The sequence below is a fragment of the Olsenella sp. An290 genome (assembly GCF_002159535.1).
Taxonomy (GTDB): Bacteria; Actinomycetota; Coriobacteriia; order Coriobacteriales; family Atopobiaceae; genus Thermophilibacter.
Map to the genome: position 1 here is coordinate 294,637 of NZ_NFIU01000001.1, position 23,968 is coordinate 318,604.

General features: G+C 68.0%; 23 protein-coding genes. 10 read left to right on the plus strand and 13 right to left on the minus strand.

The genetic code is table 11. The features are described from left to right. Positions 1–25 precede the first annotated feature (25 nt). The 7 genes from B5F84_RS01430 to B5F84_RS01460 form a co-directional block, all read right to left on the minus strand. On the minus strand, positions 26–997 hold the full coding sequence (locus B5F84_RS01430; protein ID WP_087319920.1) for a GNAT family N-acetyltransferase: 972 nt from the start codon (positions 995–997) through the stop codon (positions 26–28). A 22-nt stretch (positions 998–1,019) separates the two neighbouring features. After that, positions 1,020–1,685, minus strand: a complete 666-nt coding sequence (locus B5F84_RS01435; RefSeq protein WP_087319921.1) for an MBL fold metallo-hydrolase — start codon at positions 1,683–1,685, stop codon at positions 1,020–1,022. Positions 1,686–1,754: 69 nt separating this feature from the next. After that, on the minus strand, positions 1,755–2,765 hold the full coding sequence (locus B5F84_RS01440) for a Gfo/Idh/MocA family oxidoreductase (RefSeq protein ID WP_087319923.1): 1,011 nt from the start codon (positions 2,763–2,765) through the stop codon (positions 1,755–1,757). Positions 2,766–2,769: 4 nt separating this feature from the next. Continuing rightward, a complete protein-coding gene (locus B5F84_RS01445; protein ID WP_087319926.1) occupies positions 2,770–3,063 on the minus strand; it encodes a hypothetical protein in 294 nt (97 codons plus the stop codon). A 152-nt stretch (positions 3,064–3,215) separates the two neighbouring features. Continuing rightward, a complete protein-coding gene (locus B5F84_RS01450) occupies positions 3,216–3,980 on the minus strand; it encodes an SDR family NAD(P)-dependent oxidoreductase (protein ID WP_087319928.1) in 765 nt (254 codons plus the stop codon). A 55-nt stretch (positions 3,981–4,035) separates the two neighbouring features. Then, entirely contained in the window at positions 4,036–4,974 is a 939-nt protein-coding gene (locus B5F84_RS01455) for a LysR family transcriptional regulator (RefSeq protein WP_087319930.1), read from the minus strand. A gap of 163 nt (positions 4,975–5,137) precedes the next feature. Then, on the minus strand, positions 5,138–5,545 hold the full coding sequence (locus tag B5F84_RS01460) for a hypothetical protein (RefSeq protein WP_087319932.1): 408 nt from the start codon (positions 5,543–5,545) through the stop codon (positions 5,138–5,140). Between the two features lie 224 nt (positions 5,546–5,769). Between B5F84_RS01460 and B5F84_RS01465 the strand changes: the two genes are divergently transcribed. Together B5F84_RS01465 and B5F84_RS01470 are read left to right on the plus strand one after the other, a co-directional pair. Next, a complete protein-coding gene (locus B5F84_RS01465) occupies positions 5,770–7,092 on the plus strand; it encodes a putative ABC transporter permease (protein ID WP_087319934.1) in 1,323 nt (440 codons plus the stop codon). A 56-nt stretch (positions 7,093–7,148) separates the two neighbouring features. Further along, positions 7,149–7,961, plus strand: coding sequence for a CHAD domain-containing protein (locus B5F84_RS01470; RefSeq protein WP_087319936.1), 813 nt, complete (start codon positions 7,149–7,151; stop codon positions 7,959–7,961). 5 nt (positions 7,962–7,966) lie between these two features. Here the strand turns inward: B5F84_RS01470 and B5F84_RS01475 are convergent, their stop codons facing one another. The 4 genes from B5F84_RS01475 to B5F84_RS01490 form a co-directional block, all read right to left on the minus strand. Beyond that, positions 7,967–9,085: an ABC transporter ATP-binding protein gene (locus B5F84_RS01475; protein WP_087319989.1), complete on the minus strand. Its 1,119-nt coding sequence runs from the start codon at positions 9,083–9,085 to the stop codon at positions 7,967–7,969. Then, positions 9,085–10,122, minus strand: a complete 1,038-nt coding sequence (locus tag B5F84_RS01480) for an iron ABC transporter permease (protein WP_204205470.1) — start codon at positions 10,120–10,122, stop codon at positions 9,085–9,087. Before B5F84_RS01480 ends, B5F84_RS01475 begins: the two co-directional genes overlap by 1 nt. Position 10,123: 1 nt before the next feature. After that, on the minus strand, positions 10,124–11,281 hold the full coding sequence (locus tag B5F84_RS01485) for an ABC transporter substrate-binding protein (RefSeq protein ID WP_087319942.1): 1,158 nt from the start codon (positions 11,279–11,281) through the stop codon (positions 10,124–10,126). A gap of 84 nt (positions 11,282–11,365) precedes the next feature. Beyond that, a complete protein-coding gene (locus B5F84_RS01490; protein WP_087319944.1) occupies positions 11,366–11,842 on the minus strand; it encodes a universal stress protein in 477 nt (158 codons plus the stop codon). 242 nt (positions 11,843–12,084) lie between these two features. On the opposite strand from B5F84_RS01490, the gene B5F84_RS01495 reads away from it, so the two are divergent. From B5F84_RS01495 to B5F84_RS01530, 8 genes are all read left to right on the plus strand, one after another. Further along, complete coding sequence (locus B5F84_RS01495; protein ID WP_087319946.1) at positions 12,085–12,597, plus strand: NUDIX domain-containing protein; 513 nt, start codon at positions 12,085–12,087, stop codon at positions 12,595–12,597. Between the two features lie 473 nt (positions 12,598–13,070). After that, positions 13,071–14,750, plus strand: a complete 1,680-nt coding sequence (gene ettA / locus B5F84_RS01500; RefSeq protein ID WP_087319948.1) for an energy-dependent translational throttle protein EttA — start codon at positions 13,071–13,073, stop codon at positions 14,748–14,750. 108 nt (positions 14,751–14,858) lie between these two features. Next, positions 14,859–15,551 (plus strand): hypothetical protein, encoded by a 693-nt coding sequence (locus B5F84_RS01505; protein ID WP_087319950.1) that lies wholly within the window; start codon positions 14,859–14,861, stop codon positions 15,549–15,551. Between the two features lie 50 nt (positions 15,552–15,601). Beyond that, entirely contained in the window at positions 15,602–16,579 is a 978-nt protein-coding gene (locus tag B5F84_RS01510; RefSeq protein WP_087319952.1) for a hypothetical protein, read from the plus strand. Positions 16,580–16,858: 279 nt separating this feature from the next. Continuing rightward, the gene (locus B5F84_RS01515) at positions 16,859–17,824 is read left to right on the plus strand and encodes an L-lactate dehydrogenase (RefSeq protein WP_087319954.1); all 966 of its coding nucleotides are present in this window, start codon (positions 16,859–16,861) and stop codon (positions 17,822–17,824) included. Positions 17,825–18,076: 252 nt separating this feature from the next. Next, positions 18,077–18,856, plus strand: a complete 780-nt coding sequence (locus tag B5F84_RS01520) for an ABC transporter ATP-binding protein (RefSeq protein ID WP_087319956.1) — start codon at positions 18,077–18,079, stop codon at positions 18,854–18,856. Then, positions 18,856–20,649: a hypothetical protein gene (locus B5F84_RS01525; protein WP_087319958.1), complete on the plus strand. Its 1,794-nt coding sequence runs from the start codon at positions 18,856–18,858 to the stop codon at positions 20,647–20,649. Before B5F84_RS01520 ends, B5F84_RS01525 begins: the two co-directional genes overlap by 1 nt. Before the next feature lie 48 nt (positions 20,650–20,697). Beyond that, complete coding sequence (locus B5F84_RS01530; protein ID WP_087319960.1) at positions 20,698–21,582, plus strand: CPBP family intramembrane glutamic endopeptidase; 885 nt, start codon at positions 20,698–20,700, stop codon at positions 21,580–21,582. A 3-nt stretch (positions 21,583–21,585) separates the two neighbouring features. Here B5F84_RS01530 and B5F84_RS01535 read toward each other — a convergent pair whose 3' ends face one another. Together B5F84_RS01535 and B5F84_RS01540 are read right to left on the minus strand one after the other, a co-directional pair. Next, positions 21,586–22,590: an asparaginase gene (locus B5F84_RS01535; RefSeq protein WP_087319962.1), complete on the minus strand. Its 1,005-nt coding sequence runs from the start codon at positions 22,588–22,590 to the stop codon at positions 21,586–21,588. Then, positions 22,587–23,426 carry an HAD family hydrolase gene (locus B5F84_RS01540; protein ID WP_158094453.1) on the minus strand — a complete coding sequence of 280 codons (840 nt, stop codon included), beginning with the start codon at positions 23,424–23,426 and terminating at the stop codon, positions 22,587–22,589. Before B5F84_RS01540 ends, B5F84_RS01535 begins: the two co-directional genes overlap by 4 nt. Positions 23,427–23,968: the final 542 nt, after the last annotated feature.

Here is a 23,968-nt window from a genome sequence, read left to right on the forward strand (position 1 = left end):
CACCAACTAGAAAACCGAAAAAGTGCTAGAGCTCGCGCTCCATGGGAATGGCGACGTAGCGTGGCGTGCTCACGGGTGCTCCGGCAGGCTCAAAGCAGAGTTTGGCCCAGAACGTTCGCGCCGGCTCGTTGCCCTGGATGTAGGCCAGGCGTACACGAGAGAAGCCCTTGGCTCGCAGCCGGCGGAGTTCATCCCGCACGACCTGGGAGCCAATCCCGCACCCATGCCACGCGCCGTCGACCATGAGAAGTCCCACGTAGGCAGCTCGCTCATCGGGGTAGCTGCGGACGATGTCCATGACGGCAACGAGCTTCCCCTGCGCAAAGAAGCCGAGGAAAACCTTCTGATCGGCGCGGCATCCGGGAGGGAGCTCGCGGAGCGCCTGGGCTAGGTTCTCGAGCGTCGGCCGCTCGCCGTAGAGCTCGTAGTACGCGGGGTTGCTCTCGCAAAGGGCAAGGAGGGCGGGAAGGTCCTCGTCGGTGAGCCTGCGTCGTGCAAAGGGGGAGAGGTCGACCACGCGTACGGTGCGGCCGCGCTCGCGCAGCAGCGCAATCAGGTCCGTGGTGGCAAGAAGCACGGTGGCGGTGTTATCGCACGGGTGCACGGTCACGCGCCCGGCGTCGACGAGCTCCCGGTCGACCACGACCTCCACGCGCCCCTCGGTATCGTTCAGCGCACCGAGGGGCGTGACGGAGCCTGGCACGAGGCCGAGCATCTCTCCCAGGTCCTTCTCGCTGGCAAATGAGAGCCGACGCGAGCCCAGACACTCCTGGATCTCTCGCAGCGAGACGTCCTTCTCGTCCGGCAGACTGACGAGGTAGTACGCACGATGCTTGTCGTCTCGCAGAAAGAGGTTCTTGGCGCCAAGCTCCAGATGAGGGATGCCCGCGGCGTGCGCCTGCTCCACGGTGAAGACCGCCTCATGCTCGTAGAGCTCGTAGGCGATTCCGGCCTGGTCGAGCAGCGCGATCGTCTCCACCTTGCCGAGAGCGTGCAAAAGTGCCTGTCCCCTTTGCACGTTAGCGCTCGAGCTTGGGGATGACGGCGATGGAGGGGTCGACCTCGGCGGCAAAGGCGTCGAGGTCGGCGTAGGTGCCGACGATGCTGCCGTAGTGGGTGGGCACCACGGCGGCAGGGCGCAGCGCGTTCACAAAGGCGGCCGCCTGGTGCGGGTCGCAGGTGTACGTGCCGCCGATGGGCACGAGCGCCACGTCGCAGCTCACGGTCTCGTTGTCCGGGTTCTGGTCAGTGTCGCCGGAGACGTAGTAGCGCGTGGGCTCTCCGTCGAGCGTCACCACGTAGCCGAGCCAGCCGTTCTCGCGCGGGTGCATGCCCAGGCGCTCGGGCTCCACGTTGTATGCGGGGACCGCCTCTGCGCAAAGCCCCGGCAGCTCGACCTTCTCGCCGGCGGCCATGAGGCGCACGGCCGCCGCGCCCAGCCCCGCGACCTCGTCCGCCATGCTCTCAGGCGCCACGACCACGGTCTTCTCGCCGGCCACACGCGCATAGTCCTCGGGCGAGAGGTGGTCGTAGTGGGCGTGCGTGATGAGCACATAGTCCGCGTCGTGCGCGGCCTCGGCGTCGGCGAGCGCAAAGGGATCGAAGTAGGCAATGGTGCCGCCCGCCCCCTCAAGACGGATGGCGCTCTGCGTGAACACGCGGACGTTCTCGAGGCTAACGCTCATGACGACCCCTTTCGGTATGAGGCGAACATGACAATTCTAGTCTCGTGCTCGCTGTATGGGAGGTGCGCGCTAAATGGCGGCGCGGATCGCGTCGAGCATCTCCGCGCAGCGCACCGAGGCTCCGTGCGGCATGACGGGGGACTCGACCTCGCCGTCGAGCAGCAGGCCAACAAAGTGCTCGATCTCGCCGAAGAAGTCGTCGACGGGATGGGGGAGGTCAAGCTCGAGGGGCCTCTCGCCCGCGCGCTCGATCGTGACGCGCTCGGGTCGGTGCGGCTGTTCGACCACAATCTGCCCCTCGGACCCCACGAGCCTCGCGTAGCGCGTGTTGCCGCGGTCCGCCGCGGCGAGCAGGCGCGCGGTCTTCTCACCAAAGCGAAGCTCGGCGTCGACGGCGCAGTCAACGCCCGCCTCCCAGCGCGCCTCGGCGCGGGCCACCTCGAACGTGCCGGGAAGGTAGTCCTCGATCCAGGCGGCGCAGTAGATGCCGGTGTCCAGAAGCATGCCGCCGCCAACGGGCGCGGAGAGGTAGTCGCCCCCGCGCGCGATGCGCTCGAGCATGGCGTTTTGGAGGACGGCCTCGACGCGTTCGAGCCGTCCGATCGCCCCGTCTGCGACGAGCTCGCGGACTCGCTGGTAGGCGGGGAGAAAGCGCGTCTTCATGCCCTCCATGAGAAGCGTGCCGGTCCTGTGGGAGACCTCGGCGAGCCTGCGGGTCTCCTCCGCGCTCACGCAGAGGGGCTTCTCGCAGAGGACCGCCTTGCCCGCACGGAGCGCCGCCGTGCCCCACTCGAGGTGCATCCCGTGGGGGAGGGCAAGGTAGATGGCATCGAGGTCGGGTCGGGCAAGAAGGGCGGAGTGCGCCGTGCCGGCAACGCCGCCGAGGGCCCCGTCGGAGAGCGCCCCGCTCTCGGGGACGCCGTGCTCGAGGGCAAACGCCTCGGCCTTCTCGGCGGAGCGGCAGCTTATGGCGACGAGCTCGCAGCGCGGGTCGTGGGAGAGGCTGCGCGCAAAGCGATGCGCGATCTTGCCCGCCCCGAGGATTCCCCAGCGTACGACGCGCCCGTCCTTCTTGCCCATGACGCTACTTCCTGCCAAAGATCCCGCCCAGGCCTCCCAGGCCGCCGAGCAGGCCGCCAAGGCCGCCGGCGAGCTTTCCGAGGTCAAGGCTCCCCAGGTCAAGCCCGCTGAGGTCCAGGCTGCCGTCGGCGATTCCGCTCTTGACGCCGTCAACGATCTGGGAGAGGTCGCCCTCGCCAAGCTCTTGGCCAGTGAGCTCCTCGATGGTGCCCTTGGGGTCGGAGACAAGGTCCTGAAGCTTCTCGGGTGCGTCCGCGAGGGCCGCGGAGACCTGGGCGATGATTGCCTGAACGTCCATGTGCATCCTTTCGTCGTGCGCCGGCGGGGCCTCTTGCGCGCAGATTATACTCACTCGCGGGAGATTGGGCGCAAAAGAGGCGCGGCAGCGGCTATTCGGGCGCTATCCCCGCGCAGTCACCGGAAGACGGCGCAGTGCGCAGAAGCCTCGAGTCAGGCGTGCAAGGCAAGAAGGGCCCGTTCGGCGCGCAGGAGCAGCGGGTAGGGGAGCAGCTTGGAGGCAACGTAGAAGGCGCGCATGTCGGGGGAGGGGATGCAGAGCGCCCGCCCGGCACGCGCGGCGGCGAGGGCGCGCTCCGCCACGCGCCCCACGTCCTCAAAGCCGGTGAGGCCCGCCATGCGCGCGGCGACGTCGCCCGCCCCCGCGTGGTCGAGAAACCCCGTGCGCATGAACTTGGGGCAGAGCGCCGTCACGTGGATGCCCACGTCCCCGAGCTCCGCGTCGAGAGCGCGCGAGAAGTCCAGGACAAATCGCTTGGCCGCCGAGTACGTGGCGAGGCCTGGCTGCGGCATGAAGGCGGCCACGCTGGCCACGTTGAGGACGCGCGAGCCCGCCGCCATGTACGGCAGCGCGCGGTACGTGAGCTCCACGGGCGCGAGCATGAGCAGGCGCACCATGTCCGCGTTGTCGGCCGCGGGCATGTCCGCGAAGTCGCCGAACGTCCCAAAGCCGGCGTTGTTGACGAGAAGCGCCACGCGGGCGCCGGGCGTCTCGGCGAGCGCCGCCTCGAGCACCTCGAACGACGCCGGCTCCGTGAGGTCGAGCGCGAACGGGCGCACGCGCGGGGACGTGCGCTCGGCGTGGCGCGAGACGGCCCAGACCTCGTCGAGCGGCCCAAAGGCGCCCTCGACGAGCAGGCGCACGAGCTCGGCCCCGAGCCCGGACGACGCCCCGGTGACGATTGCGATGTCGGTCATGCTCGGCTCCTTCCGCACGGCGGCTCACGTCGGGAACAGCTCCCGACCCACCCGCTTATGGTAGGTCTTTCTGCGAGCCGGAGGCCGTCCCCAGCGTGCGCGCCAGGAGGGAGAACTCGTTGCGGACAAACTGCCTCAGGCGCTCCACCTCCGGGCGGCGAGGTCCCTCGAGCGTGACAATGCAGACGGGGACCGAGGGGGCGTCCGCCGGGTCAAGGCCGTGCATCATGGCAAAGGGCCTGATGCTGAGCGCCTTGAGGTTCACGCCCATGATGAACCCGTTGCGGCTCTCGAGGAAGTCGACGACCTCCTCGCTCGTCTCGATGGGGACCACAGGCGAGCTCAGCCCGGCCTTCTGGCAGGTGACAAGGACCGTCTCGTTGAACCCGTCGACCTCGTCTGACCAGAGGACGGGGTACGGCTCCAGGTCCGCAAAGGAGAGCGTCTCCTTCCCGCGCAGCGGGTGGCCTCTTCCCAGAAAGACGCCCGGCGAGACCGACCCGATCTGCGCGCAGGCGCACTGCGGCGCGCGGAGCCGGCCGATGGTGAACAGGGCGTCCACCGTCCCCGCCCGGAGGCCCGCAAGCGCCTTGGCCCCCACCGAGACCGAGAGGTGGGTCTTGACCCCGAGGGCATGCGTCGCGAGCCGAGAGATGACGCCGCAGATGAACTCGTGCTTGGAGAAGGGGGGAGAAACGAGGACGAGCCCCAGGCCCTCTCTCTTCTCGGCCGCGCGCCGGCCGGCGCTCGCGGCGCGCCCCACGGACTCGAAGCTCATGACCGCCGTGCGCGCCGGCTCGAGGATCTTCTCGCCAAGGGGCGTGAGGGCCACCCCCTTGCCGGCCCTGGCGAACAGCGCCCCGCCCAGCTCCTCCTCGAGCTCGTGGATGGACTTGGAGACCGCCTGGACCGTGACGCCCTCCTCCCGCGCCGCGGCGGAGAAGGTGCCGTCGCGGGCGGTGAGGCAGAAGAATCTGAGCTGTCTGACGTTCATGCGCCCCCATGTCCCGGCAAAGAGATATGTCCCGGCAAAGAGATGCGGCCGCCGCCACGTCGGGGGTGGCGGCGGCCGGAGAAGGACCGTCTGGCCTCGGCCATACAGAGACTATAGCCGACGTCCCGTCCCAGATTCCCGGGGCGGGCGAGGGCAAGGGGCGCTACCGGGCGTCGGCACCCTTCATGGCGCGCGAGGCATAGACGATCGCCGTGAAGGCGAGCGCGGCGTAGAGCAGGTTGACCCAGATCGGGCCGCCCTCGTCGGAGCCGATCTTCATGAAGACCTCGAAGAGGTTCACGAGCGTGAGGATGGTCGCGGAGACGACGAAGGGCTTGAGGCGCGCGGGGTCCTTGGAGAGGCGGATGCCCATGACGCCCGTGACAAGCTCGAGCGCCCCGATGAGCAGCAAGACGACGGCGGCCGCGAGGACCATCGCCCCCTGGTCCTCGATGCCAAGGTCGACGGTGGGGCCGAGGAAGTAGGCGATCGCCGCCATCGCGATCGAGGCGATGCCGATAAAGGAAAGGAAGAAGCTGATCCCCTTCACGATGCTGCACTCTTTGGTCATGGGCTTCCCTCCGTGGTCTGTGTCATGGGGCTGGCTGAAAATCAAACCGGTGGAGTATACGCAGACGGCCTCCGTCCGGTCAATCAGGGCGAGAAGAACGGGGCGATGGTCAACGATTCCTTGAGTATCGGGCGGCAGGGCCCCTCCCATCAGGGCGAGAGGGTCTCTCGGGTATCGTGGGAACGCTTGTCTACCCTTTGTTGAACCGGCCTCGAGGAGCTCACATGACCCCAAAGGCGCAGCCAGAAACCATCGACGCCGACATGCGAAAGGACGCCTCTGCCTCGAAGGGCGGGACCGCGGCCCCGAAGATCCCGCTTGTCATGCGGCTCTACGGGGTCCTCTGCACGGTCCTTGGCGTGTTCACCCTGCTTTCGGTCGCCGTGTTCGCGGCCCTCATGACGTGGGCGCTCCAGGCGGACCCGTCCCTGATCATCTCGGGGACCGACCCCACGCTGCCCGTGGTCCTGCTTGTCATCAGCTACCTCGTCACCATTGGCAACGGGGTGGCGCTCGTCGTCTTTGGCCACTCGCTGCGCAAGAGCCGGCGCCGCAACGCGGTTCGCTGGTCGCACGTGCTCATCGGCACGTCGGTCGTCCAGATTCTTCTCAAGATCATGCTGCAGGGCATCGACACCACGCTTGTCTCCGATGCCGTCCAGCTGCTCATCCTCGTTGCGATCTCCGTAACCGTTGACCCGTCGCTGCGCCGCGAGCGCCAGCTCAGGAGGCATGTGCGCGACATGGTCGAGCGCGAGGCCGCCGAGGAGGGCATGCTCGGGCGCGACCTTGAGGGCAAGGGCTACATCGAGCTCAACTTCTTCAACCTGTTCTGGGTCTTCGTGGTCTGCTGCGTGCTGGGCCTTGTGATCGAGACCGTCTACCACTTCGTGGTGGTGGTCCCCGGCGAGGTCCAGGACCGCGCGGGCCTGCTCTTTGGGCCCTTCTCGCCCATCTACGGCTTTGGCGCCGTGCTCATGACCGTGGCGCTCAACCGCTTCTGGCGGGCCAACCCGGCGATCATCTTTGTGGTCTCCGCCGTGATCGGGGGTCTCTTCGAGGCGGCGGTCTCCTGGTTCATGCAGGTGGGCTTTGGCGCCGTGGCCTGGGACTACTCGGGCTCCACGATTTTCGGGCTCTTCCCGGACCCGGTGGCCCTGCTCTTTGGCGGGCGCACCTCGACCCTCTTCATGTGCATGTGGGGCGCCCTCGGCCTCGTGTGGATCAGGCTCTGCCTGCCGTGGATGCTGCGCCTCATCAACCTCATCCCGTGGAAGGTGCGCTACTCGTTCACCGCGCTCTGCGCCGCCCTCATGCTCGTGAACGGCGTCATGACGCTCGAGGCGCTCGACTGCTGGTTCGAGCGCCTCTCCGATATCCCGCAGACCACGCCCGTCGAGCGGTTCTACGCCGAGCACTACGGCAACGACTACATGGCGCGGCGCTTCGAGTCCATGACCATCACGCCGGACGACTCCGCGCGCGTGGACGGGGCGGCGCGCGCGGCCACGCCGTCGGGGACGGCCCCGACCGGCGGGGGCGCTTGATATAGAATCTACCTGCAGGCCGGGGCTGGCGGCGAGCGGCAGACGGGAGGCGGGCGATGGGCGACGTGCGCAGGGAGCTCACGCGCGTGCTGCGTGAGGGCGAGCGGACGGTGGAGCGCCGGCTTGAGGTGTTTCTCGACCGCCCGGACGATTCGGAGACCATCCACCGGCTGCGTATCTCCATCCGCACGCTGAGGAGCCTGCTGGCGTTTGCCTCCCCGTTCCTCAGGCGCCGCCGTCACCGGCTGCTCCAGGACGACCTGCGCTCCGTGGTGATAGAGACCTCGCGCCTGCGCGAGTACGACGTGCTGCTGAGGCAGGTCCGCGCGCTCGACGTCCCCTATGGCGAGCTTGACGAGAAGATCGGCGAGCTGCGCGAGCTCGAGCGCAACCACGTCGTCGACGTCATGCGCGGCCGACACGTGCGGCGTGCGCTGCGGCGCGTGAGAAGGGCGATGGAGCGGCTGCCCTGGAGGCGGCGCGTGCGCGAGAGGGGCGTGACGCGGGAGGACGTGCGCGCGGCCTTCGACGAGCTGGTCCGCAGCGTCGACGAGCGCTATGCGCGCGTTGACCGTGCGGACGCCGACGCCGTGCACACGCTGCGCAAGCGCGCGAAGCGCGTGCGCTACGTCGGGGAGAGCTTCGCCGAGCTGCTGGGGCCCGACGCCGTCGCCGAGGGGGCGCGCATGAAGGGCATGCAGGACGAGCTCGGGGACATCTGCGACGCCCGCGTCAACGTGGCGATGGCGCGCGAGTTTCCCACGAGGGGGCTCTCCGACGAGGCGCGGCATGCCCTCGAGGTCCTTCTCGCACAGAACCAGGCCCTCGTGGACTCCTTCGTCAGCGGGTCGGGGGCGGCCGTCGGCTGACCCGCTCAGCGCACGGGGATGCCGGCCTTGCGCGCGGCGTCGAGGAGCTCGGCGTTGCGGGCGTTCATCGTGCCGAACTCGCCCACGCAGCAGATGACCTCGCGGCAGGCGAGAAGAACCTCGCGCGCCCCGGCGACGGCCGCGTCGCCCACGGGCTCGAAGTCGCGCTCGAAGACGGCGCGCGTCGCGAGGCTGCGCGCGAGCAGGCCGTCCGCGTCATGCTCGTGGAGCACGCCTGCGGCGAACGGCGTGCCCTCGCGCGCAAGCCGCCGGAAGCACGCGGCCCCCGTGCCGCCCCCGGCGATGACGAAGACCTCCGGATCTCCCTCCGGCCGCGCGAGCTCGACGCTGCCGAAGGCGGGGTCGTAGGCGCCCGGCGCGAGGTCGTAGAGCTCGGCCACGCGCTCGGCGGTGAAGACTTCGTCGGGCGTCCCCTGGCACATGATGCGGCCGTCGTGCACGCAGATCACGTGGTCGGCGGCCTTCTGGGCGAGGTCGATCTCGTGGAGGGAGGCCACCACGGCAGTCCCGCGCTCGCGCGCCTCGCGGCGCAGGAGCTGAAGGACGTCCAGCTGAGAGCGTACGTCCAGGTACGACGTGGGCTCGTCGAGCAGCAGCACGCGCGGCTCCTGGCAGAGCGCGCGGGCGAGAAGGACGCGCTGCCGCTGGCCGTCGCTCACGTGCGCGAAGTCGCGCTCCGCGATGTCGAGCACGCCCGTCGCGGACATCGCGGCGGCGACGGCCTCGTGGTCCTTCTCGCCAAGGACGCCGAGACGGCCGGTGAACGGGTAGCGCCCCGCCTCCACCACGTCGCGGCAGGTGAGGAGCTCGGTTGACGGGCGGCCCGTGAGCATGACGGACATGGCGCGGGCGCGCTCTGCCGCGGGGATGCCGCCCAGCTCCCGCCCGAAGAGCTCCACCACGCCGCCGAGCGCGCGGAGCTGCCCGGCCACGGTGCGCAGGATGGTGGTCTTGCCCGACCCGTTGGGGCCGATCAGCGCCACCACCTGACCGGGCCTCACGGCAAGGCAGACGTCGCGCACGAGCGCCCGCCGCCCGTGCCCCACGTCCAGCCCCCGCAGCTCCAGCGCAGGCGTGGAAAGGGGACAGGCACTTTTCCACATCATCTTCCGGCCCTCCCGCGGAGCATCAGGGCAATCACGACGGGCGCGCCAAAGACGGCGGTGACGGCGCTCACGGAGAGCTCCACGGGCGAGAAGAGCGTGCGCGCGATGAGGTCGCACCCGCAGCAGAAGGCCGCGCCCGTGAGGAAGCACGCGGGCGTCACAAAGAGCGGCCGCGACGAGCCCACGCCGCGCCGGGCGAGGTGCGGCGCGGCGATGCCCACGAACGAGACCGGCCCCGCGAAGGCCGCCACGCACGCGGAGAGCAGGCTCGATACCAAAACGATCAGCATGCGCAGCCGGCGCACGTCCACGCCCACGCTCTGCGCGTAGGGCTCGCCGAGCTGGTAGGCACCGAGCGGCTTGGAGAGCGCAAAGACCGCCGCGCCCATGGCGAGCACGCATGCGGCGACCAGCGCCACGTCCGCCCACGTGGCGCCCGAGAAGCTCCCGCGCGACCAGTTGTCCAGGTTGACGATCGCCTGGTCGTCGGCGAAGGCGATCAGGAAGTTGGTCACGGCCGAGCAGATGTAGCCCACCATGACGCCGGCCACGATGAGCATGCTCTGGATGCGCACGCGCCGCGAGATGAGCAGGACAAAGCCCATCGTGATCAGCGACCCGAGAAACGCTGACGCGACCGAGGCCGCCGGGCTCATGACCTGGCCCGCGCCGAGCACCACGATCATCACCACCGCCACCACGAGCTTGGCGCCCGAGGAGATGCCCAGGACAAACGGGTCGGCGATGGGGTTAGCAAAGAACGTCTGCAGCAGGAACCCGGAGAGCGAGAGGCCACCGCCCAAAAGCACCGCCTCGATGGCGCGCGGCAGGCGGATCTGCCAGATGACCTGCGCGGCGGTGGAGGCGTCGCCGGGTCCGCCGGCAAGGATGCGCGCCACCTCCGCCGACGTGGTCTCAACGCTGCCCAGGCACAGGTTCGCCACGAAGAGCGCCACAAGGCCGAGAAGAACGGCGAGGTCGAAGGCTATGGCCCGATGTGCTCGCGCGCCCTCGCTGCCGGCCGCGCGCGCCACGCTAGCCCAGCTTCCAGACGAAGGTGGCGGGCTCAGAGGCGCCCGAGAAGGCCGCGCGGAAGTCCTCGATGATGTCGGCCATGCTGGTCATCTGCTGGTAGAGGTTGGCGTCGCAGGTCCAGACGTTGCCCGTCTGCACGGCGCGGAAGTCCGCGAGCAGCGCGTTCTTCTCGGTGAGGGCCTCGAGGCTGGTCACGCCGTCGTCGATCGTGCCGTTGTAGATGATGACGTCCGCGTCGCGCGCGCCGGCGTAGAACTGCTCCATCTCCACGGTGATCGTGGTGGGGGAGGAGTCGGCGGCCCCCTCCTCGGCAAAGCTCACGTACTCGCCGCCCGCCGCCTCGATCATCTGGGCGAAGTAGTCGCCAGCGCGACGGGTCACGGCGGCGCCGTCCTCGTTGATGTAGAAGAAGGCCACGCTCACGCCGAGCGGGCCCTCCTGCGAGGCAGCCTCCACGCGGGCGGTCACGTCGTCGAAGACCTCCGCCGCCTCGTCCTCGCGGCCAAAGACCGCGCCCATGAGACGGATCCACTCCAGGCGGCCGAGCATGTTGTCCTCGCGGCTGGACTGCTCCATGAGGACGGTCACGCCCAGCTCCTCGAGCTTGGCGCGCACCTCGGGGACGTGGTCGATGTTGGTGTTCTCGATGGCGAGCGGGCAGCCCGTGGCGGTGATGAGCTCGTAGTCGGGCTCGCGGTAGAGACCGCCGTAGGCGATCGTGCCGTCCTCCAGGCGCTCGGTGAAGGCGGGGACGGGGGAGTCCTCGGCCTTGACCGAGGACACGGAGACGGCATCCAGCGCGCCGATGGCGTCCACGAGGCAGATCATGCCGGTGGAGACCAGGTAGACGTTCGCGAGCGGCTGCTGGATCACGGCCACGTCGTCAGGAAGGCCCGCCGGGGCGGTGGCGCCCTCGGGCACGATGAGGAGACGGTCGCCGCTCGCGAGGGTCGCGAGCTGAAAGCCGCCTTCGTAGGCGTCCAGCGTGAACTGCGTGGCGTGGGAGAGCGGCACGGGCGTGGCCTGCCCCAGGGCGCTGAGCCCCTGGAGGCTGTCCTCCTGGTCAGAGGCTCCTCCCCTGCTGGCGCACCCGGCGAGGGAGGAGAGGGCGAGGAGCGCGCCTGCCACAAGCGAGCGACGCGAGATGAGAGGTGACATGGCGACTCCGTTCAGACGAGCGACCAAACGTCACCATCATAGGATACGAGGGGCCGTACGCTTTTCGGCGTCGCGGGTGCGGGGCTACTTGACCGTGAGGACGGGGACGCTCACCGAGCGCAGCACGCCAAAGCTCACGCTGCCGAGCATGCCGCGCAGGGCGCCAAGGCCGCGACGGCCCATGACGACAAGGTCGATGCCGTGCTGCTCAACGTACTCGGCGATGCCTTCGACCGGGGAGCTCGCAACGACGGCGTCGGCAACGACCTGGCAGACGGCGTCGTCCTTGGCTCCCTTGATGGCGCCCTCGGCGTTGGTGCGGGCGCGGTGCAGCATGGACTCGACGATCTTGTCATAGGTGTAGGGGTCTCCGAGCGCGTAGGAGGGGTTGAGGGCGTCATCGCCAATGAGCGAGGGGGTCGGGAGGGCGCCCGCGGGGATGACGGTCACCACGTGCACCTTTGCCTCCGGGTACGCTCCGGCCATGCCAAGTGCAACGTGCAGGGCGCTCCGCGCGTGGTCGGACTCGTCATAGGGGACCAGGATATTCTTGAAGAACATGGCAACCTCCCTCGGGACGAAAAGACGCTTACCCGCGTTATACCCGCTCCCTGGCGACGGGCCCGCCCTGTCGGTGGACGATGCCAACGGGTCCGTGGGCGCGTGGGGCGGGCTATGCCTCGCCCTGGAGACGAGGTCTTTGCGCTGCCGCGCGATGCACCTGGCGAGTGCGTGGCTCCTTGCGCGTCGGCGGGCGCGCGGATGTGTGACAATGGGGCCAGCGACGTCGTTTGGAGGCCGATATGGCAACGCCTGAGTTTATCCTGCGCCTGCGCGAGAAGATTGGGCACGACCCGCTGTGGCTCATCGGGGTGACGGCGTACGTGGAGGACGCGGAGGGGCGCGTGCTGCTTGGCCGGCGCGCCGACACGGGCGAGTGGGCGCTCGTCTACGGCATCAACGAGCCCGCCGAGGAGCCGGCGGACACCGTGATTCGCGAGGTTCTTGAGGAGACGGGCGTCGATGTGGTGCCCACCGACCTTGTCCGTGTTCGGGCGCTGCCCGGTATGACCACCTACGCAAACGGCGACCAGACCCAGTATCTGGACCTTCTCTTCCTGTGTCGGGTGGCCGACGGCGGGAACTCCCTGCCGCGCGTGGCCGATGACGAGAGCCTCGAGGTTGGGTGGTTCAACCTCGATGAGCTGCCCGAGCCGCTGGCCTCATCCACGAAGGAGAGGCTGGGCGTGGTGGGGGAGTGGCGCCGGCGTCTGGCCGGCGGCGATGGTCGCGCGCTCTTTTCGTTCGGCGGGTAGGCTATGGCCAGGGGCCAGGGGCCAGGGGCCAGGGGCCCTGCGGCGCTCCTTAGGGGCTGGGGATGTGCATAACCGGCCATCTGGTAGTGAACCGGCTTCAATCGCTTGCAAAACTGGTCGTTTGGTAGTGGGTTTTTCTGGTCCGGACCTCGTTCCGGACTTGTGAGGGCGTCTTTTATCTGGGAAACGCGGGCCAATCGCCTGGCTGCTCTCCAAAAAGTCACTACCAAAAGGCCGAAACTGCGCGCCGATATCTTGTGTTCACTACCACAAGGCCAAAACTGCGCATCGCTGGGGCGGGCGATTGCCCGCGGGCCCACCCCGAGGCGCCTCGTGCGGGTGCGCTCCCGTCCCGCGGGCCCGCGCGTCTCCCGCCGAGCTAGTGAAGAGCTGCGGTTGAGGGTGACCAAAGGACGCGGCTCCCGTATGATGGGCCAGAAGAATACCTGAGTGCGAGAAAGGTAACCGACCGTATGGCAGAGTTCGTCTACATGTTCAACCGCGCCCGCAAGGCCGTGCACGACAAGGTCATCCTCGACGACGTCACGGTGGGCGTCTACCCCGGAGCCAAGATCGGCGTGGTGGGCCCCAACGGTGCCGGCAAGTCGACCCTCCTCAAGGTCATGGCGGGCCTCGAGGACGTCTCCAACGGCGAGGCGCGCCTCACGCCGGGCTACACCGTGGGCATCCTCCAGCAGGAGCCCCCGCTCGACGAGGACAAGACCGTCCGCGAGAACATCGAGCTCGCCTTCGGCGACATCCTGGCCAAGATCGAGCGCTTCAACCAGGTGAGCGCCGAGATGGCCGACCCTGACGCCGACTTTGACGCCCTCATGGCCGAGATGGGCCAGCTCCAGGACGAGATCGACGCCGCCAACGGCTGGGACCTGGACTCCCAGCTCTCCCAGGCGATGGACGCCCTGCAGTGCCCGGACCCGGACGCGCCCGTCTCCATCCTCTCTGGCGGCGAGCGCCGCCGCGTGGCGCTGTGCCGTCTGCTGCTCGAGGCCCCCGACCTGCTGCTCCTTGACGAGCCCACCAACCACCTGGACGCCGAGTCCGTGCTCTGGCTGGAGCAGTTCCTGCACAAGTACCCCGGCGCCGTCATGGCCGTCACGCACGACCGCTACTTCCTCGACGACGTGGCCGAGTGGATCTGCGAGGTCGACCGCGGCCAGCTCTACCCCTACGAGGGCAACTACTCCACCTATCTGGAGAAGAAGGCCGCGCGCCTGGAGGCCCAGAGCCAGCAGGACGCCCGCCGCGCCAAGAAGATGAAGTCCGAGCTCGCGTGGGTCCGCAGCTCGCCCAAGGCCCGCCAGGCCAAGAACCGCGCGCGTCTGGAGCGCTACGAGCAGATGGAGGCCGAGGCCCGCGCCTCCAAGCGCGTGGACTTCACCGACATCCACATCCCCGTGGGCCCGCGCCTGGGCGCCAAGGTCCTGGAGGCCGAGCACCTCTCAAAGAGCTTCGGCGACCGCGTGCTGATCGACGACCTCTCCTTCTCCCTGCCGCGCAACGGCATCGTGGGCGTGATCGGCCCCAACGGCGTGGGCAAGTCCACGCTCTTCAAGATGATCGTGGGGCAGGAGCAGCCCACGTCCGGCACCCTCACGGTGGGGGAGACCGTCAAGCTCTCCTACGTCGACCAGATGCGCTCGGGCATCGATGCGGAGAAGACCCTCTGGGAGGTCGTCTCCGACGGCAACGACTACATCCGCGTGGGCGAGTCCGAGATCCCGAGCCGCGCCTACGTGGCGGCCTTCGGCTTCAAGGGGTCCGACCAGCAGAAGCGCGCGGGCGTGCTCTCCGGCGGCGAGCGCAACCGCCTGAACCTCGCGCTCACGCTGCGTCAGGGCGGAAACCTCCTGCTCCTGGACGAGCCCACCAACGACCTCGACGTCGAGACGCTCGAGTCCCTCGAGGAGGCGCTCGAGGAGTTCCCCGGCTGCTCCGTGGTGATCTCCCACGACCGCTGGTTCCTCGACCGCGTGGCCACGCACATTCTCGCTTGGGAGGGCACGGACGAGAACCCCGGCCGCTGGCACTGGTTCGAGGGCAACTTCGAGGCCTATCAGGCCGACCGCGAGAAGCGCCTCGGCGCGGAGGCGTCCAAGCCGCACCGCCTGCACCGCAAGCTCACGCGCGACTAGGGATTTGTGCCCCCTCCCATAGTTTTCGAACGGCTCCCTTACGGTCGCCTGACGTGACACGACTACGGTTGTGCCATGTCAGGCGACCGTCTCGTGAAAGGGAACCGTATGCTTGAAGGCGTGTCCTACTCCGTCCACATGGACCTCGAGGGGTTCCGTGACCTCTTCCGCGCCCAGCAGATTCGTTACACCCGAAAGCTCGGGATTCTCTGTGCCGTGCTTTTTGGGTTCATGACCATCGCTTCCGTCTTTGCGTGTCTCTTTGCCCCCTCCGTCGAGATGGTCGGGGGCACGCTGCTCTTCGTGGCGCTTCTCGTGTTTGGCGTCGTGATGGCGGTGCGTCCGCCGCTTCTGCTCGCAACGCGCGCGGGCCTGGTGCGGAGATGGTTTGCGCAGCGAGGCGCCGCCAGCGCGGGCGACGATCAGCTCGGGCAGCTCGTTGCCGACTATACGGTGACCCTCTCCGCGTTTGGCTTCACGGAGGCCTCGCGCACCGCAACGCTCAACATACCCTGGTTTGCCCTCGACGCTCGCCCGGTTGCGGGCGACAACGGGACCTACTTCGTGCTGGCAAAGGGCAAGGAGGCCTCTCTTGCCTATAACCTCATGGGAATCAACTGGGCGTTTCGCAACGAGGACGCCTCGGGCGTGCTCTTTCTCCCGCGCGAGCTCGTCGAGAAGAACCCGGGGCTCGTTGACGAGACGTCCTCCGCGATCAAGGACGCCCGCCGGCGCTATCTCGGTCGCGGCAAGCGGCCCATCGAGGACAAGCAGCTCGCCTCGTGGCTGGCGGCGAAGTAGGAAGTCCCCGTCTCGTGCTTGGCGAGCCTATCGGTTTGGAGTGAGTTGGCATGCTTTTCGCCAGAAAGAAGACGAGCCTCGCCGAGCTCCCGCTCGAGGAGGTGCGCTTCTCGAGCGAGGACCTGTTCTGCCTGCTCGGGGGCAACGACGCGTGCATGGTGGCATGCGGGCCGATGCGGCTCAGGCTGGACATCGTCGAGCGTGATCGGCCGGACCTCGGTCCCTGGAAGCGCAGCCTCATCAATCGCTATTCTGATGCGGGCTGGGTGGACGCCGAGGGCAACCCGTGCCTGGAGCTTGCCCGCGCCATCGACGCCCTGGGACAGATGGGCGTCGCCATTTCCTACGAGCAGAACATTCGTAATCGTAAGGCGGGCGTCGTGCTCGGCGAGCGTGGGGCCGTCGGCGTCGTGAGGGCGTCGGGCGTCAGGGGCGGCTGGTACCTGCGACCCTTCCCAGAGGATCGCTCGCTGTGGCCGGCTCGCTTCCGCGAGATCTTCCCGGCCGTCGATTTCCCCTTCTCCCCGGCGCGACGCGAGTACCATGCCACGATCGTGGAGCCGGAGGAGGAGAACGTCGCCAGGGCGTTCGCCGACGGCGACGAGGTGTACTCCCGCGCGTACGCGCTCCGCCACGACCTCGATCCCGACGCCCTCGCCGAGATGACGCAGGCACTGGGGAGAGAGTTTGACCGCCCTCGGTTCTTCGTGGCCGACCTTACAGGCTGCGAGCCGGACCTGTCGATGGGATGGCGCTACGTCGGCGAGGCGAGGGGGCACGCTCGCTGCCGACGCGTCATGCTGGTGCCCGAGATCGGCGCGATCTTCTCGAACTGCACCGCCTGGAGCCCCTCCGTATCCGATCGCTGGCTCTCTGAGGACATCCCAAGCATTCGTGACAAGACGGACTTCTACTCCTTCGACTTCTACTGCTCCGGGGACCTTTTCGAGGCCCTCTCGCACGCGCCGGCGCATCCCGAGGCCGTCGCGGCGGGCGAGGACCCGGGTCTCCCGAAGAGCTGGACGTAGCGCAGACGCACGATCGGGAAGGAAGGCCGATCATGAGCCTGAGCTCTCTGTATAGCAACCTCAACTACTACAACAGCCAGGCGAGCTACTGACAGACGAGAGCCAACCGAGTGCGCGAGCGCGACTAGCGTCATCGCGGTACTTCTCGGCGAGCGGCGTCTCTTTTTCGAAACATTACCCTCACAGAATGTCCATAACCCGTTAGAATGAAGGGGCGTCCCTACGGGGCGCCCCTTTTGTGCGAGAGGCGGCGCGAGGCGCCACGACGATAGGAGCAGCATGCACGGAGAAGACATTCGCACTCGTAAGGCGGTCATCATCGGCGCCGGTCGCGTGGGCAGCCACGTGGCGCTCTGCCTCATGTTCCAGCATCTTGTGAACGAGATCGTCTTTGTGGACGTCAACCGGGACGCCGCCCGCGCCCAGGCGCTTGACCTCGATGACCTGGCATCCGGCCTCGGCGATTCCTTCACCATCCGCGTGGGCGACTACGCCGACTGCGCCGACGCCCACTTCGTGATCCTCACCGCCGGCCGCAGCCGCCGCCCCGGCGAGACGCGCCTCCAGATGCTCGACGGCACCCTCAAGGTGCTCGACGGCATCGTGGGCCCGCTCAAGGAGTCCGGCTTCCACGGCATCCTCATCAGCGTCTCCAACCCGGCCGACATCGTGGTGGAGTACCTCTACCGCAAGCTCGACCTCCCGCGCAACCAGGTCTTTGGAACCGGCACCGCGCTCGACTCCGCGCGCCTGCGCCGTGTGCTCTCCGAGACGATCGACGTGGGCAGCCGTCAGATCCAGGCCTTCTGCATGGGCGAGCACGGCGACTCCATGTTCATCCCGACCTCGCGCATCTCCGTCGAGGGCATTGGCCTTCGCGAGTACCTGTCGCTGCGCCCGGAGCTCGTTGACTCCATCGACTTTGACGACGTCATGCGTCGCGTGCGCGAGTCCGGTGCCGCCATCATCTCCGGCAAGGGGTGCACGGAGTTTGGCATCGCCTCGATCGTGGCCACGCTCGTGACCTCGATCCTGCACAACGAGCGCCGCGTCGTGCCGCTCTCCGCCCACCTCGACGGCGAGTACGGCGAGTCCGGCATCGCGGCCGGCGTGCCCTGCGTGATCGGCGACACGGGCGTGGACGCCGTGCTCGAGATTGACCTCTCCTACGACGAGCGCCGAGCCATGCGCAAGTCCTGCTCCGTCATCCGCGACTACATCGAGAAGGCCTTCTCGGAGGACTAGCCTCCAGATTCCCGGCAGGACCGTACGCGGCGGGCCGGCAGGGGTGACACGTGGCCCCGTCACCCCTGTCGGCCCGCCGTGTCTGTCAAGGCCGCAGGCGGGCGACTTTGTGTCCCCCAAGGGCCCCTCAGGAAGCGGCGGGGCGCCTTCGTCGGGACCGTTACCAAAACGTCACCCACACCTTGCCGGGAGGGGGGTTCTCCTGGCGTAGAATGGCGCACATGACCGACTGGCCCCAGAGACGGGAGACCCATGATCAAGATTGACCACGTGTCAAAGTCCTACGACGGCGGCGCGACCACGGCCGTGCGCGACCTTTCCCTCGAGATCCGCTCCGGCGAGATCTTCGGCCTGCTCGGCCCCAACGGTGCGGGCAAGTCCACGCTGCTCAACATGCTTGCCGGTGTGCTCGCGCCCACCTCGGGCGTAATCGAGCTCGACGGCGTCAACGTGGCCACTAACCCGCTCGCCGCCAAGCGAAACCTCTGCTACGTGAGCGACTCGCCCGACCACCTGCTGCGCCTCAAGGGCCACGAGTTCCTGCGCTTCATCGCCGACGTTTACGAAGTGCCGGACGACGTGCGTGCCCAGCGCATCTCCGAGCTCGCGCGCGAGTACGGCATGGAGGGCGAGCTGGACAACCAGATCCAGTCCTACTCCCACGGCATGCGCCAGAAGATGATGATCATGGGCGCGCTGCTGCCCGACCCGGCCGTCTGGATTCTCGACGAGCCGATGACCGGCCTCGACCCCAAGGCGTCGTGGCTGCTCAAGCAGTCCATGCGCCGCCACGCGGACGCGGGCAAGACCGTGCTCTTCTCCACGCACGTGCTCGACGTGGCCGAGAAGGTCGTGGACCGCGTGGGCGTGATCGCGCACGGCGATCTGCTCTTCGTGGGCACCGTCGACGAGATGCGCGAGCACTTCCGGTCCAACGGCTCGCTCGAGGAGATGTTCCTCGAGCTCACGTCCGACAACTCGCCGTTTGCGCAGGGCGAGAAGGACGGCGCTGCCGCAGGGGAGACGCGGTAATGGCGCGCGTGGCGGCCCAGGGCTTCTCCTGGCGACAGTTCCGCGTGATGCTGCGCGTCATCATGCGCGGCGAGCAGCACCTGGATAGCACCGGCATGGGCCTCGGCAGCGACGGCGAGTCGCGCAAGGGGCTCTGGGGGTCGCTCGGCGCGGGTGCGCGCAAAGTGGCGATGGGCCTCCTGTTTCTGCTCCTTGCGGCGATGTTCTTCATGATGGGGTTCATGCTGGGCGAGGCGGGCACCACGCCCTACGTGGCGTTTAGCCTCTGCGTGGTGTGCCTTGTGGGCCTCACGCTGCTCACGGGCCTCTATCAGGCCGTGAACATCCTCTACTTTGTGCGCGACCTTGGCTACTACCTCACGCTTCCCATCTCGGCCACCACGATCATGTGGGCCAAGCTCGCGCACTTCCTGGGGATGTCGATTCTCAGCGACCTCATCATCCTGCCGGTGGGTCTGGGGTGCCTGCTGTCCGCGGGGGCCGGGCCCGGGGTGTGGGTGGCCATGACGCTGGCGTTTGCGCTGTGCGCCGTGGCGGTCAACCTGGCGCTTGTGATCGTCTGCGTGCCCATCATGCGCTTCTCGCGCCTGGCGCACGACAAGGACCGCTTCTCCCGCGTCTTTGGCGGCATCATCATCGTGCTCGTGCTTGCCGTTGGCGTGGGGAGCCAGTTTGCGTTCCAGGGTGACGGCCTGGCCTCGCTCGCCTCTGGTTCTGAGCAGCTGCTCTCGGGTGGCGTCCCTGCGGTCGTGATGGGCCTTCTGTGCCCTCCGTCGCTCTTTGCGCGGCTCGTCGTTTCGGGTGACGCGCTCGCGGCGGCAGGTGGGCTCCTCGCCATGCTCGCGAGCGTGGCCGTCTATGCCGCCGTGCTCTCGGCCGTCTCTCGACGCTGGTACTTCGAGGGCGTGCAGGCGCTTCAGGGCGCGGGTGGCAAGCGCGGCCGCCGCGTCGAGGGGGCGGAGCTCACGCAGGTCACGCGTACGCGGGGCGCGCTCGCGGCGAACCTCAGCCGCGACTGGAAGATGATGGCGCGCGTGCCGGTGTTCTTCAACCAGTTTGTCCTGAGCTCGCTGCTCATGCCGCTCTACTTCATCGCCATTATCGCGGTGAGCGTCGCCGTGGGCGTCTCCCAGGCGTCTGATGCCGGCATGGACCCGATGGCGCTGCTTGGGATGGCGCGCGAGCTCACGGGCCTTCTCACCTTTGACAGCCCCGCGCTCGTGTGGTGCGCGGTGGTCGTGCTCGTCTTTGGCCTCTTCCTGGGCTTCTCGTCCTACTCGTTCACGATGGGCGTGAGCCGCGACGGCGAGGACTTCTTCTTCATGCGCGGCCTGCCCATGAACTGGAGCGCGTATCTGGCCGCCAAGTTCGTGGCGCCGTTCGCGCTCTCCTCGGTGCCGATGCTCGTTCTCTTTGTGGTTGCCATCGTGGCGCTGGGCGTGCCGGCGGCGTCGGGGGCCTATCTCATCCTGGTCTACCTTGGCGCGACGATCTCCCTGGGCCTTCTCTCGCTTGGGCTGGGGGCGCTCTTCCCGCGGCTCACGTGGGACAACGAGGCTCAGCTCGTCAAGGGCGGCGGTGCCACGCTGATGGTGTTTGCCGGGCTCATCGTGGGCGCGGTCGTGATGGTGCTGCCCGCGCTCGCGCTTCTGGGCTGCGCGCTCTGGGGCGTGTTTGCAGCGCCTGTTGCGCTCGGCCTCGCGCTGGCGATCTTTGTGCTCGAGTGCACGGCTCTTGCCTGGTGGGTGCTCGGCCCCTGCGCGCGGAGCCTCTCCCGCCGCGAGCGGTCGTGAGACGATCGAGCTCGTCCTAGCCGTCATCCGTCTTTGAGGGGGGCTCTCATGGAGGTAGGCGTTCCGGGTGAGGGAGGGGAGCCTCCCGCCTCGCGCCATGGTGCGGGGCATGCGGCGAAGTGGCTGCTCGCCGCGGCGGCGACGGCGCCTGCGTACCTTCTCGCCCAGGTGCTCGCCACCCTGGTTGCGGGCATCGCCCTGCTGACGACCAACGTCGACACGCTGATGTCCGCCGCGACGCTGGCGGGTCTCGCCCTTGCGGTGCTCTGGTGGCTTCACCTGAGGCCGCGGGCGCTCCTGCGCCAAGAGGGCGCGCGCCCCTCTTGTCCCGCGCGGGTCGCGCTGCTCGTTTGCGCGCTGCTCGCGCTTGGCGTGGCCCTGCAGGTGGCGATCTCGTGCGCGCTCACCCTGGCGCTGCCGCTCTTTCCCAAGCTGATGAGCGGCTACCTCGAGCTCATGGAGCTCGCTGGCATCACGGACGAGGTGAGCCTTGCGACGCTTGTCGAGGTGGCCGTGATGGCGCCCGCTGCGGAGGAGGCCCTCTGCCGCGGCGCTGCGCTTGAGTTCTCCCTGCGCGCCTTCTGCCCGGCCTTCTGCTCGGCAGAGCGCCCCGCACCCCGTTCCGAGGTGCCGGCCGCGCGCTTCTGGGCGGCAAACGTCGTCCAGGCGCTGCTTTTTGGCATCATGCACCTCAACATTGTGCAGGGGGTCTACGCCTTTGCCCTGGGTCTGCTGTTGGGTTGGATCGTCCGGCGCACGGGAAGGCTGCGCGCCGCCGTCCTGCTCCATATGGCCGTCAACGCCTCCTCGATGCTCATGGACGTTCTCGACCCGCTGATAGGCGGGGCCCTCGTGCCGGCGCTCGTGATGGGGGCGCTCGCCGCTGCGGTGCTGACGGCGGTGGTCGCACGTCTGACCGACGGCTCGGCCTAGACGCTACCGTGGCATGCGGTCGTGGTTGATCTCCTGGTAGAAGAGGCGTGACAGCTCGGTGGGCTCGCGGGTCTGGCCGAGGGCCCACATCGTCTTGGCGACGAGCGCTTCGGTGGTCATGTCGTCGCCCTTGAGGATGCCCTCCTTCTCGGCGTAGGCGTGGCCGACCTCGTAGACGCCGAGGTCAAGGCCCTCCTCCGGGACCTGGGTCGTGACCACGAGGGCACGCCCGGAGTCGACCCAGTCGAAGATGGCCTCCTGGTAGGACCCGTCGTACGCCGGGATGCCCCCGATGCCAAAGGTCTCCAGGATGACGGCGTCGTAGTCGGGTTTGAGCAGGCCAAAAATCGTGGGCTTGAGCTCCGGGGTGAGCTTGAGCACGATGACGCGCTCGTTGAGGGTCTCGTAGAAGCGCGGCCCGTCGAGCTCCTCGCGCGCCGGCTCTATCCCCGCCGGGCGCACGATGCTTCCGCCGCGGATGTACGCGAGCGACGGGTAGTTCATGCTCGAGAAGGCGTTGAAGCTCATGGTGCGCTGCTTGCGGGCGCGCGTGCCGCAGATGACCTTGCCGCCAAAGACCACGGAGACGTCGCGGGACGTCGGGTCGCAGGCGTAGAGGACGCTGTGGTAGAGGTTGAGCTTGGCGTCGGTGAAGGGGCTCGCCATGGGCTGCTGGGAGCCGGTGAGGACGATGGGCTTCTCGCTGTTCTGGATGAGGTAGGAGAGCGCGGCGGCGGTGTAGGCCATGGTGTCCGTGCCGTGGAGAATCACGAAGCCGTCGTAGCGGTCGTAGCCCTCTCGGATGACGCGGGCGATGCTCAGCCAGTCGCGCGGGCGCATGTTGGTGCTGTCGATGTTCATGGGCTGAACGAAGTCAAGGTCGCACAGGGTGTCGATGAGCGGGACGCGCGCGGCGAGCTCGCGGCCCGTAAGCGTGGGGGCAAGGCCGGCCCCGTCCTCGGTCGAGGCGATGGTGCCGCCCGTGGCAACGACGAGAATGCGCCTCATCGTGTCACCTCCTCAGCGTTGGCAAGAAGGAAGCGGGAGATGGCCTCGGCGACTCCGTCGTGGTCGTTGTCCGCCACGCGGGCGTCGGCCGCGGCGAGGACCCGTGGGTTCGCGTTGCCCATGGCCACGCCGAGGCCTGCTGCCTCGAGCATGGGGAGGTCGTTGTCGGCGTCGCCCACCGCGATCGTGGCCTCACGCGGGATGCCGAGGAGGTCTGCCAGGGCGAGCAGTCCCGTTCCCTTGTTGGCGTTGACCGGGGAGAGCTCAAGGCTCGCCTCCTCAAAGTCGACGAGGCCGACCCCGAGGCCGCTCACGAGCTCACGGACGTGCGCGCGGGCGGCCGTGCTGCAGAAGTGGACGTTGAGCTTCTGGATGCGGGAGGCGGGGTCGCAGAGCAGCGCACGCATGTCCTCGGCGCGCCGGCCCGAGGCGCGGTACGCCTCGACGTAGACGCCAAGCCCAAGCCCGGGCATCCGCTCGAGCGCGTCCCTCTCGTAGTAGAACGAGGTCCCCGTGAAGGGCTCGAAGAGGCAGTCCTCACCCTCGCACGCCTCGAGGATGCGCGTCAGCGCGTCGTGGGAGAGATGCGTCTCCCAGAGGAGCCTTTGCTCGTCGAGGCTGTAGAGGCTCGTCCCGCTGCCGCAGATCGCGTAGCTGATCCGCCCGAGCTCGGCGCGACTCACCTCGACCATCTCCGGGCAGCGGCCCGAGCAGATGGCGACGTGGCGGCCGGCATCCAGGGCGCGGTCGATCGCGGCGGTCGAGGACGGGAGCACGTGCTTCCTGCTGTCGAGCAGCGTCCCGTCCATGTCGAGGGCTATGAGCTGGTAGGTCACGTCCGTCCTCTCCTCATGTCCGACCAAATTAGGATACCGCGAGCGCCGGCGGGGCATGGGGAAGATCGCGCGGGGCGTCTGGAGTCCCCATCTATGGGGAGGCGTGGTTCGGTCGACGTCGCATAACCCGACAATTTCGCCTTGCCTCCGCCCAAATTGTCGGGTTATGCGACGCGTGCCCGTCTACAGAAGAGGGCGCCACGATGGCGCCCCTGTCTCCAACGAATAGGTATACTTATCTAATAAGTCAATTAAAATAAAGGAAAGACATAATAGGTTATGATAACCATTGCTTGTGAGAGCGCCCTGGAAATACTGTCGGAAGATGCGATGCTCTCGAGGCTGGGGAACCCATGCCATGCCTCAGGCCTCGAGTGGTCCGCCTTCTCATGGTCGGACGTCAGGGAGCTTGGCGGTCTTGTCTCGTTTGACGTGTGTTTAGTCAAGTCTCACTTGCGGAAAAGAGCGCGCCCTTCTTTCGGGTTTCAGCACGCAAGTTTTTCGGTTTCCGGCGCCGGCACGCCCCTAGCTTCCTGACTTGC

What these genes read in the sequence shown, in the direction of transcription:
- B5F84_RS01450 (WP_087319928.1), bottom strand. Translation starts at nt 3,980, where the DNA reads ATGACCGACATCGCAATCGTCACCGGGGCGTCGTCCGGGCTCGGGGCC.
- B5F84_RS01485 (WP_087319942.1), bottom strand. Translation starts at nt 11,281, where the DNA reads ATGTCACCTCTCATCTCGCGTCGCTCGCTTGTGGCAGGCGCGCTCCTC.
- B5F84_RS01470 (WP_087319936.1), top strand. Translation starts at nt 7,149, where the DNA reads ATGGGCGACGTGCGCAGGGAGCTCACGCGCGTGCTGCGTGAGGGCGAG.
- ettA (WP_087319948.1), top strand. Translation starts at nt 13,071, where the DNA reads ATGGCAGAGTTCGTCTACATGTTCAACCGCGCCCGCAAGGCCGTGCAC.
- B5F84_RS01535 (WP_087319962.1), bottom strand. Translation starts at nt 22,590, where the DNA reads ATGAGGCGCATTCTCGTCGTTGCCACGGGCGGCACCATCGCCTCGACC.
- B5F84_RS01525 (WP_087319958.1), top strand. Translation starts at nt 18,856, where the DNA reads ATGGCGCGCGTGGCGGCCCAGGGCTTCTCCTGGCGACAGTTCCGCGTG.
- B5F84_RS01475 (WP_087319989.1), bottom strand. Translation starts at nt 9,085, where the DNA reads ATGTGGAAAAGTGCCTGTCCCCTTTCCACGCCTGCGCTGGAGCTGCGG.
- B5F84_RS01515 (WP_087319954.1), top strand. Translation starts at nt 16,859, where the DNA reads ATGCACGGAGAAGACATTCGCACTCGTAAGGCGGTCATCATCGGCGCC.
- B5F84_RS01520 (WP_087319956.1), top strand. Translation starts at nt 18,077, where the DNA reads ATGATCAAGATTGACCACGTGTCAAAGTCCTACGACGGCGGCGCGACC.
- B5F84_RS01445 (WP_087319926.1), bottom strand. Translation starts at nt 3,063, where the DNA reads ATGGACGTTCAGGCAATCATCGCCCAGGTCTCCGCGGCCCTCGCGGAC.
- B5F84_RS01505 (WP_087319950.1), top strand. Translation starts at nt 14,859, where the DNA reads ATGCTTGAAGGCGTGTCCTACTCCGTCCACATGGACCTCGAGGGGTTC.
- B5F84_RS01465 (WP_087319934.1), top strand. Translation starts at nt 5,770, where the DNA reads ATGACCCCAAAGGCGCAGCCAGAAACCATCGACGCCGACATGCGAAAG.
- B5F84_RS01510 (WP_087319952.1), top strand. Translation starts at nt 15,602, where the DNA reads ATGCTTTTCGCCAGAAAGAAGACGAGCCTCGCCGAGCTCCCGCTCGAG.
- B5F84_RS01530 (WP_087319960.1), top strand. Translation starts at nt 20,698, where the DNA reads ATGGAGGTAGGCGTTCCGGGTGAGGGAGGGGAGCCTCCCGCCTCGCGC.
- B5F84_RS01490 (WP_087319944.1), bottom strand. Translation starts at nt 11,842, where the DNA reads ATGTTCTTCAAGAATATCCTGGTCCCCTATGACGAGTCCGACCACGCG.
- B5F84_RS01460 (WP_087319932.1), bottom strand. Translation starts at nt 5,545, where the DNA reads ATGACCAAAGAGTGCAGCATCGTGAAGGGGATCAGCTTCTTCCTTTCC.
- B5F84_RS01440 (WP_087319923.1), bottom strand. Translation starts at nt 2,765, where the DNA reads ATGGGCAAGAAGGACGGGCGCGTCGTACGCTGGGGAATCCTCGGGGCG.
- B5F84_RS01435 (WP_087319921.1), bottom strand. Translation starts at nt 1,685, where the DNA reads ATGAGCGTTAGCCTCGAGAACGTCCGCGTGTTCACGCAGAGCGCCATC.
- B5F84_RS01495 (WP_087319946.1), top strand. Translation starts at nt 12,085, where the DNA reads ATGGCAACGCCTGAGTTTATCCTGCGCCTGCGCGAGAAGATTGGGCAC.
- B5F84_RS01455 (WP_087319930.1), bottom strand. Translation starts at nt 4,974, where the DNA reads ATGAACGTCAGACAGCTCAGATTCTTCTGCCTCACCGCCCGCGACGGC.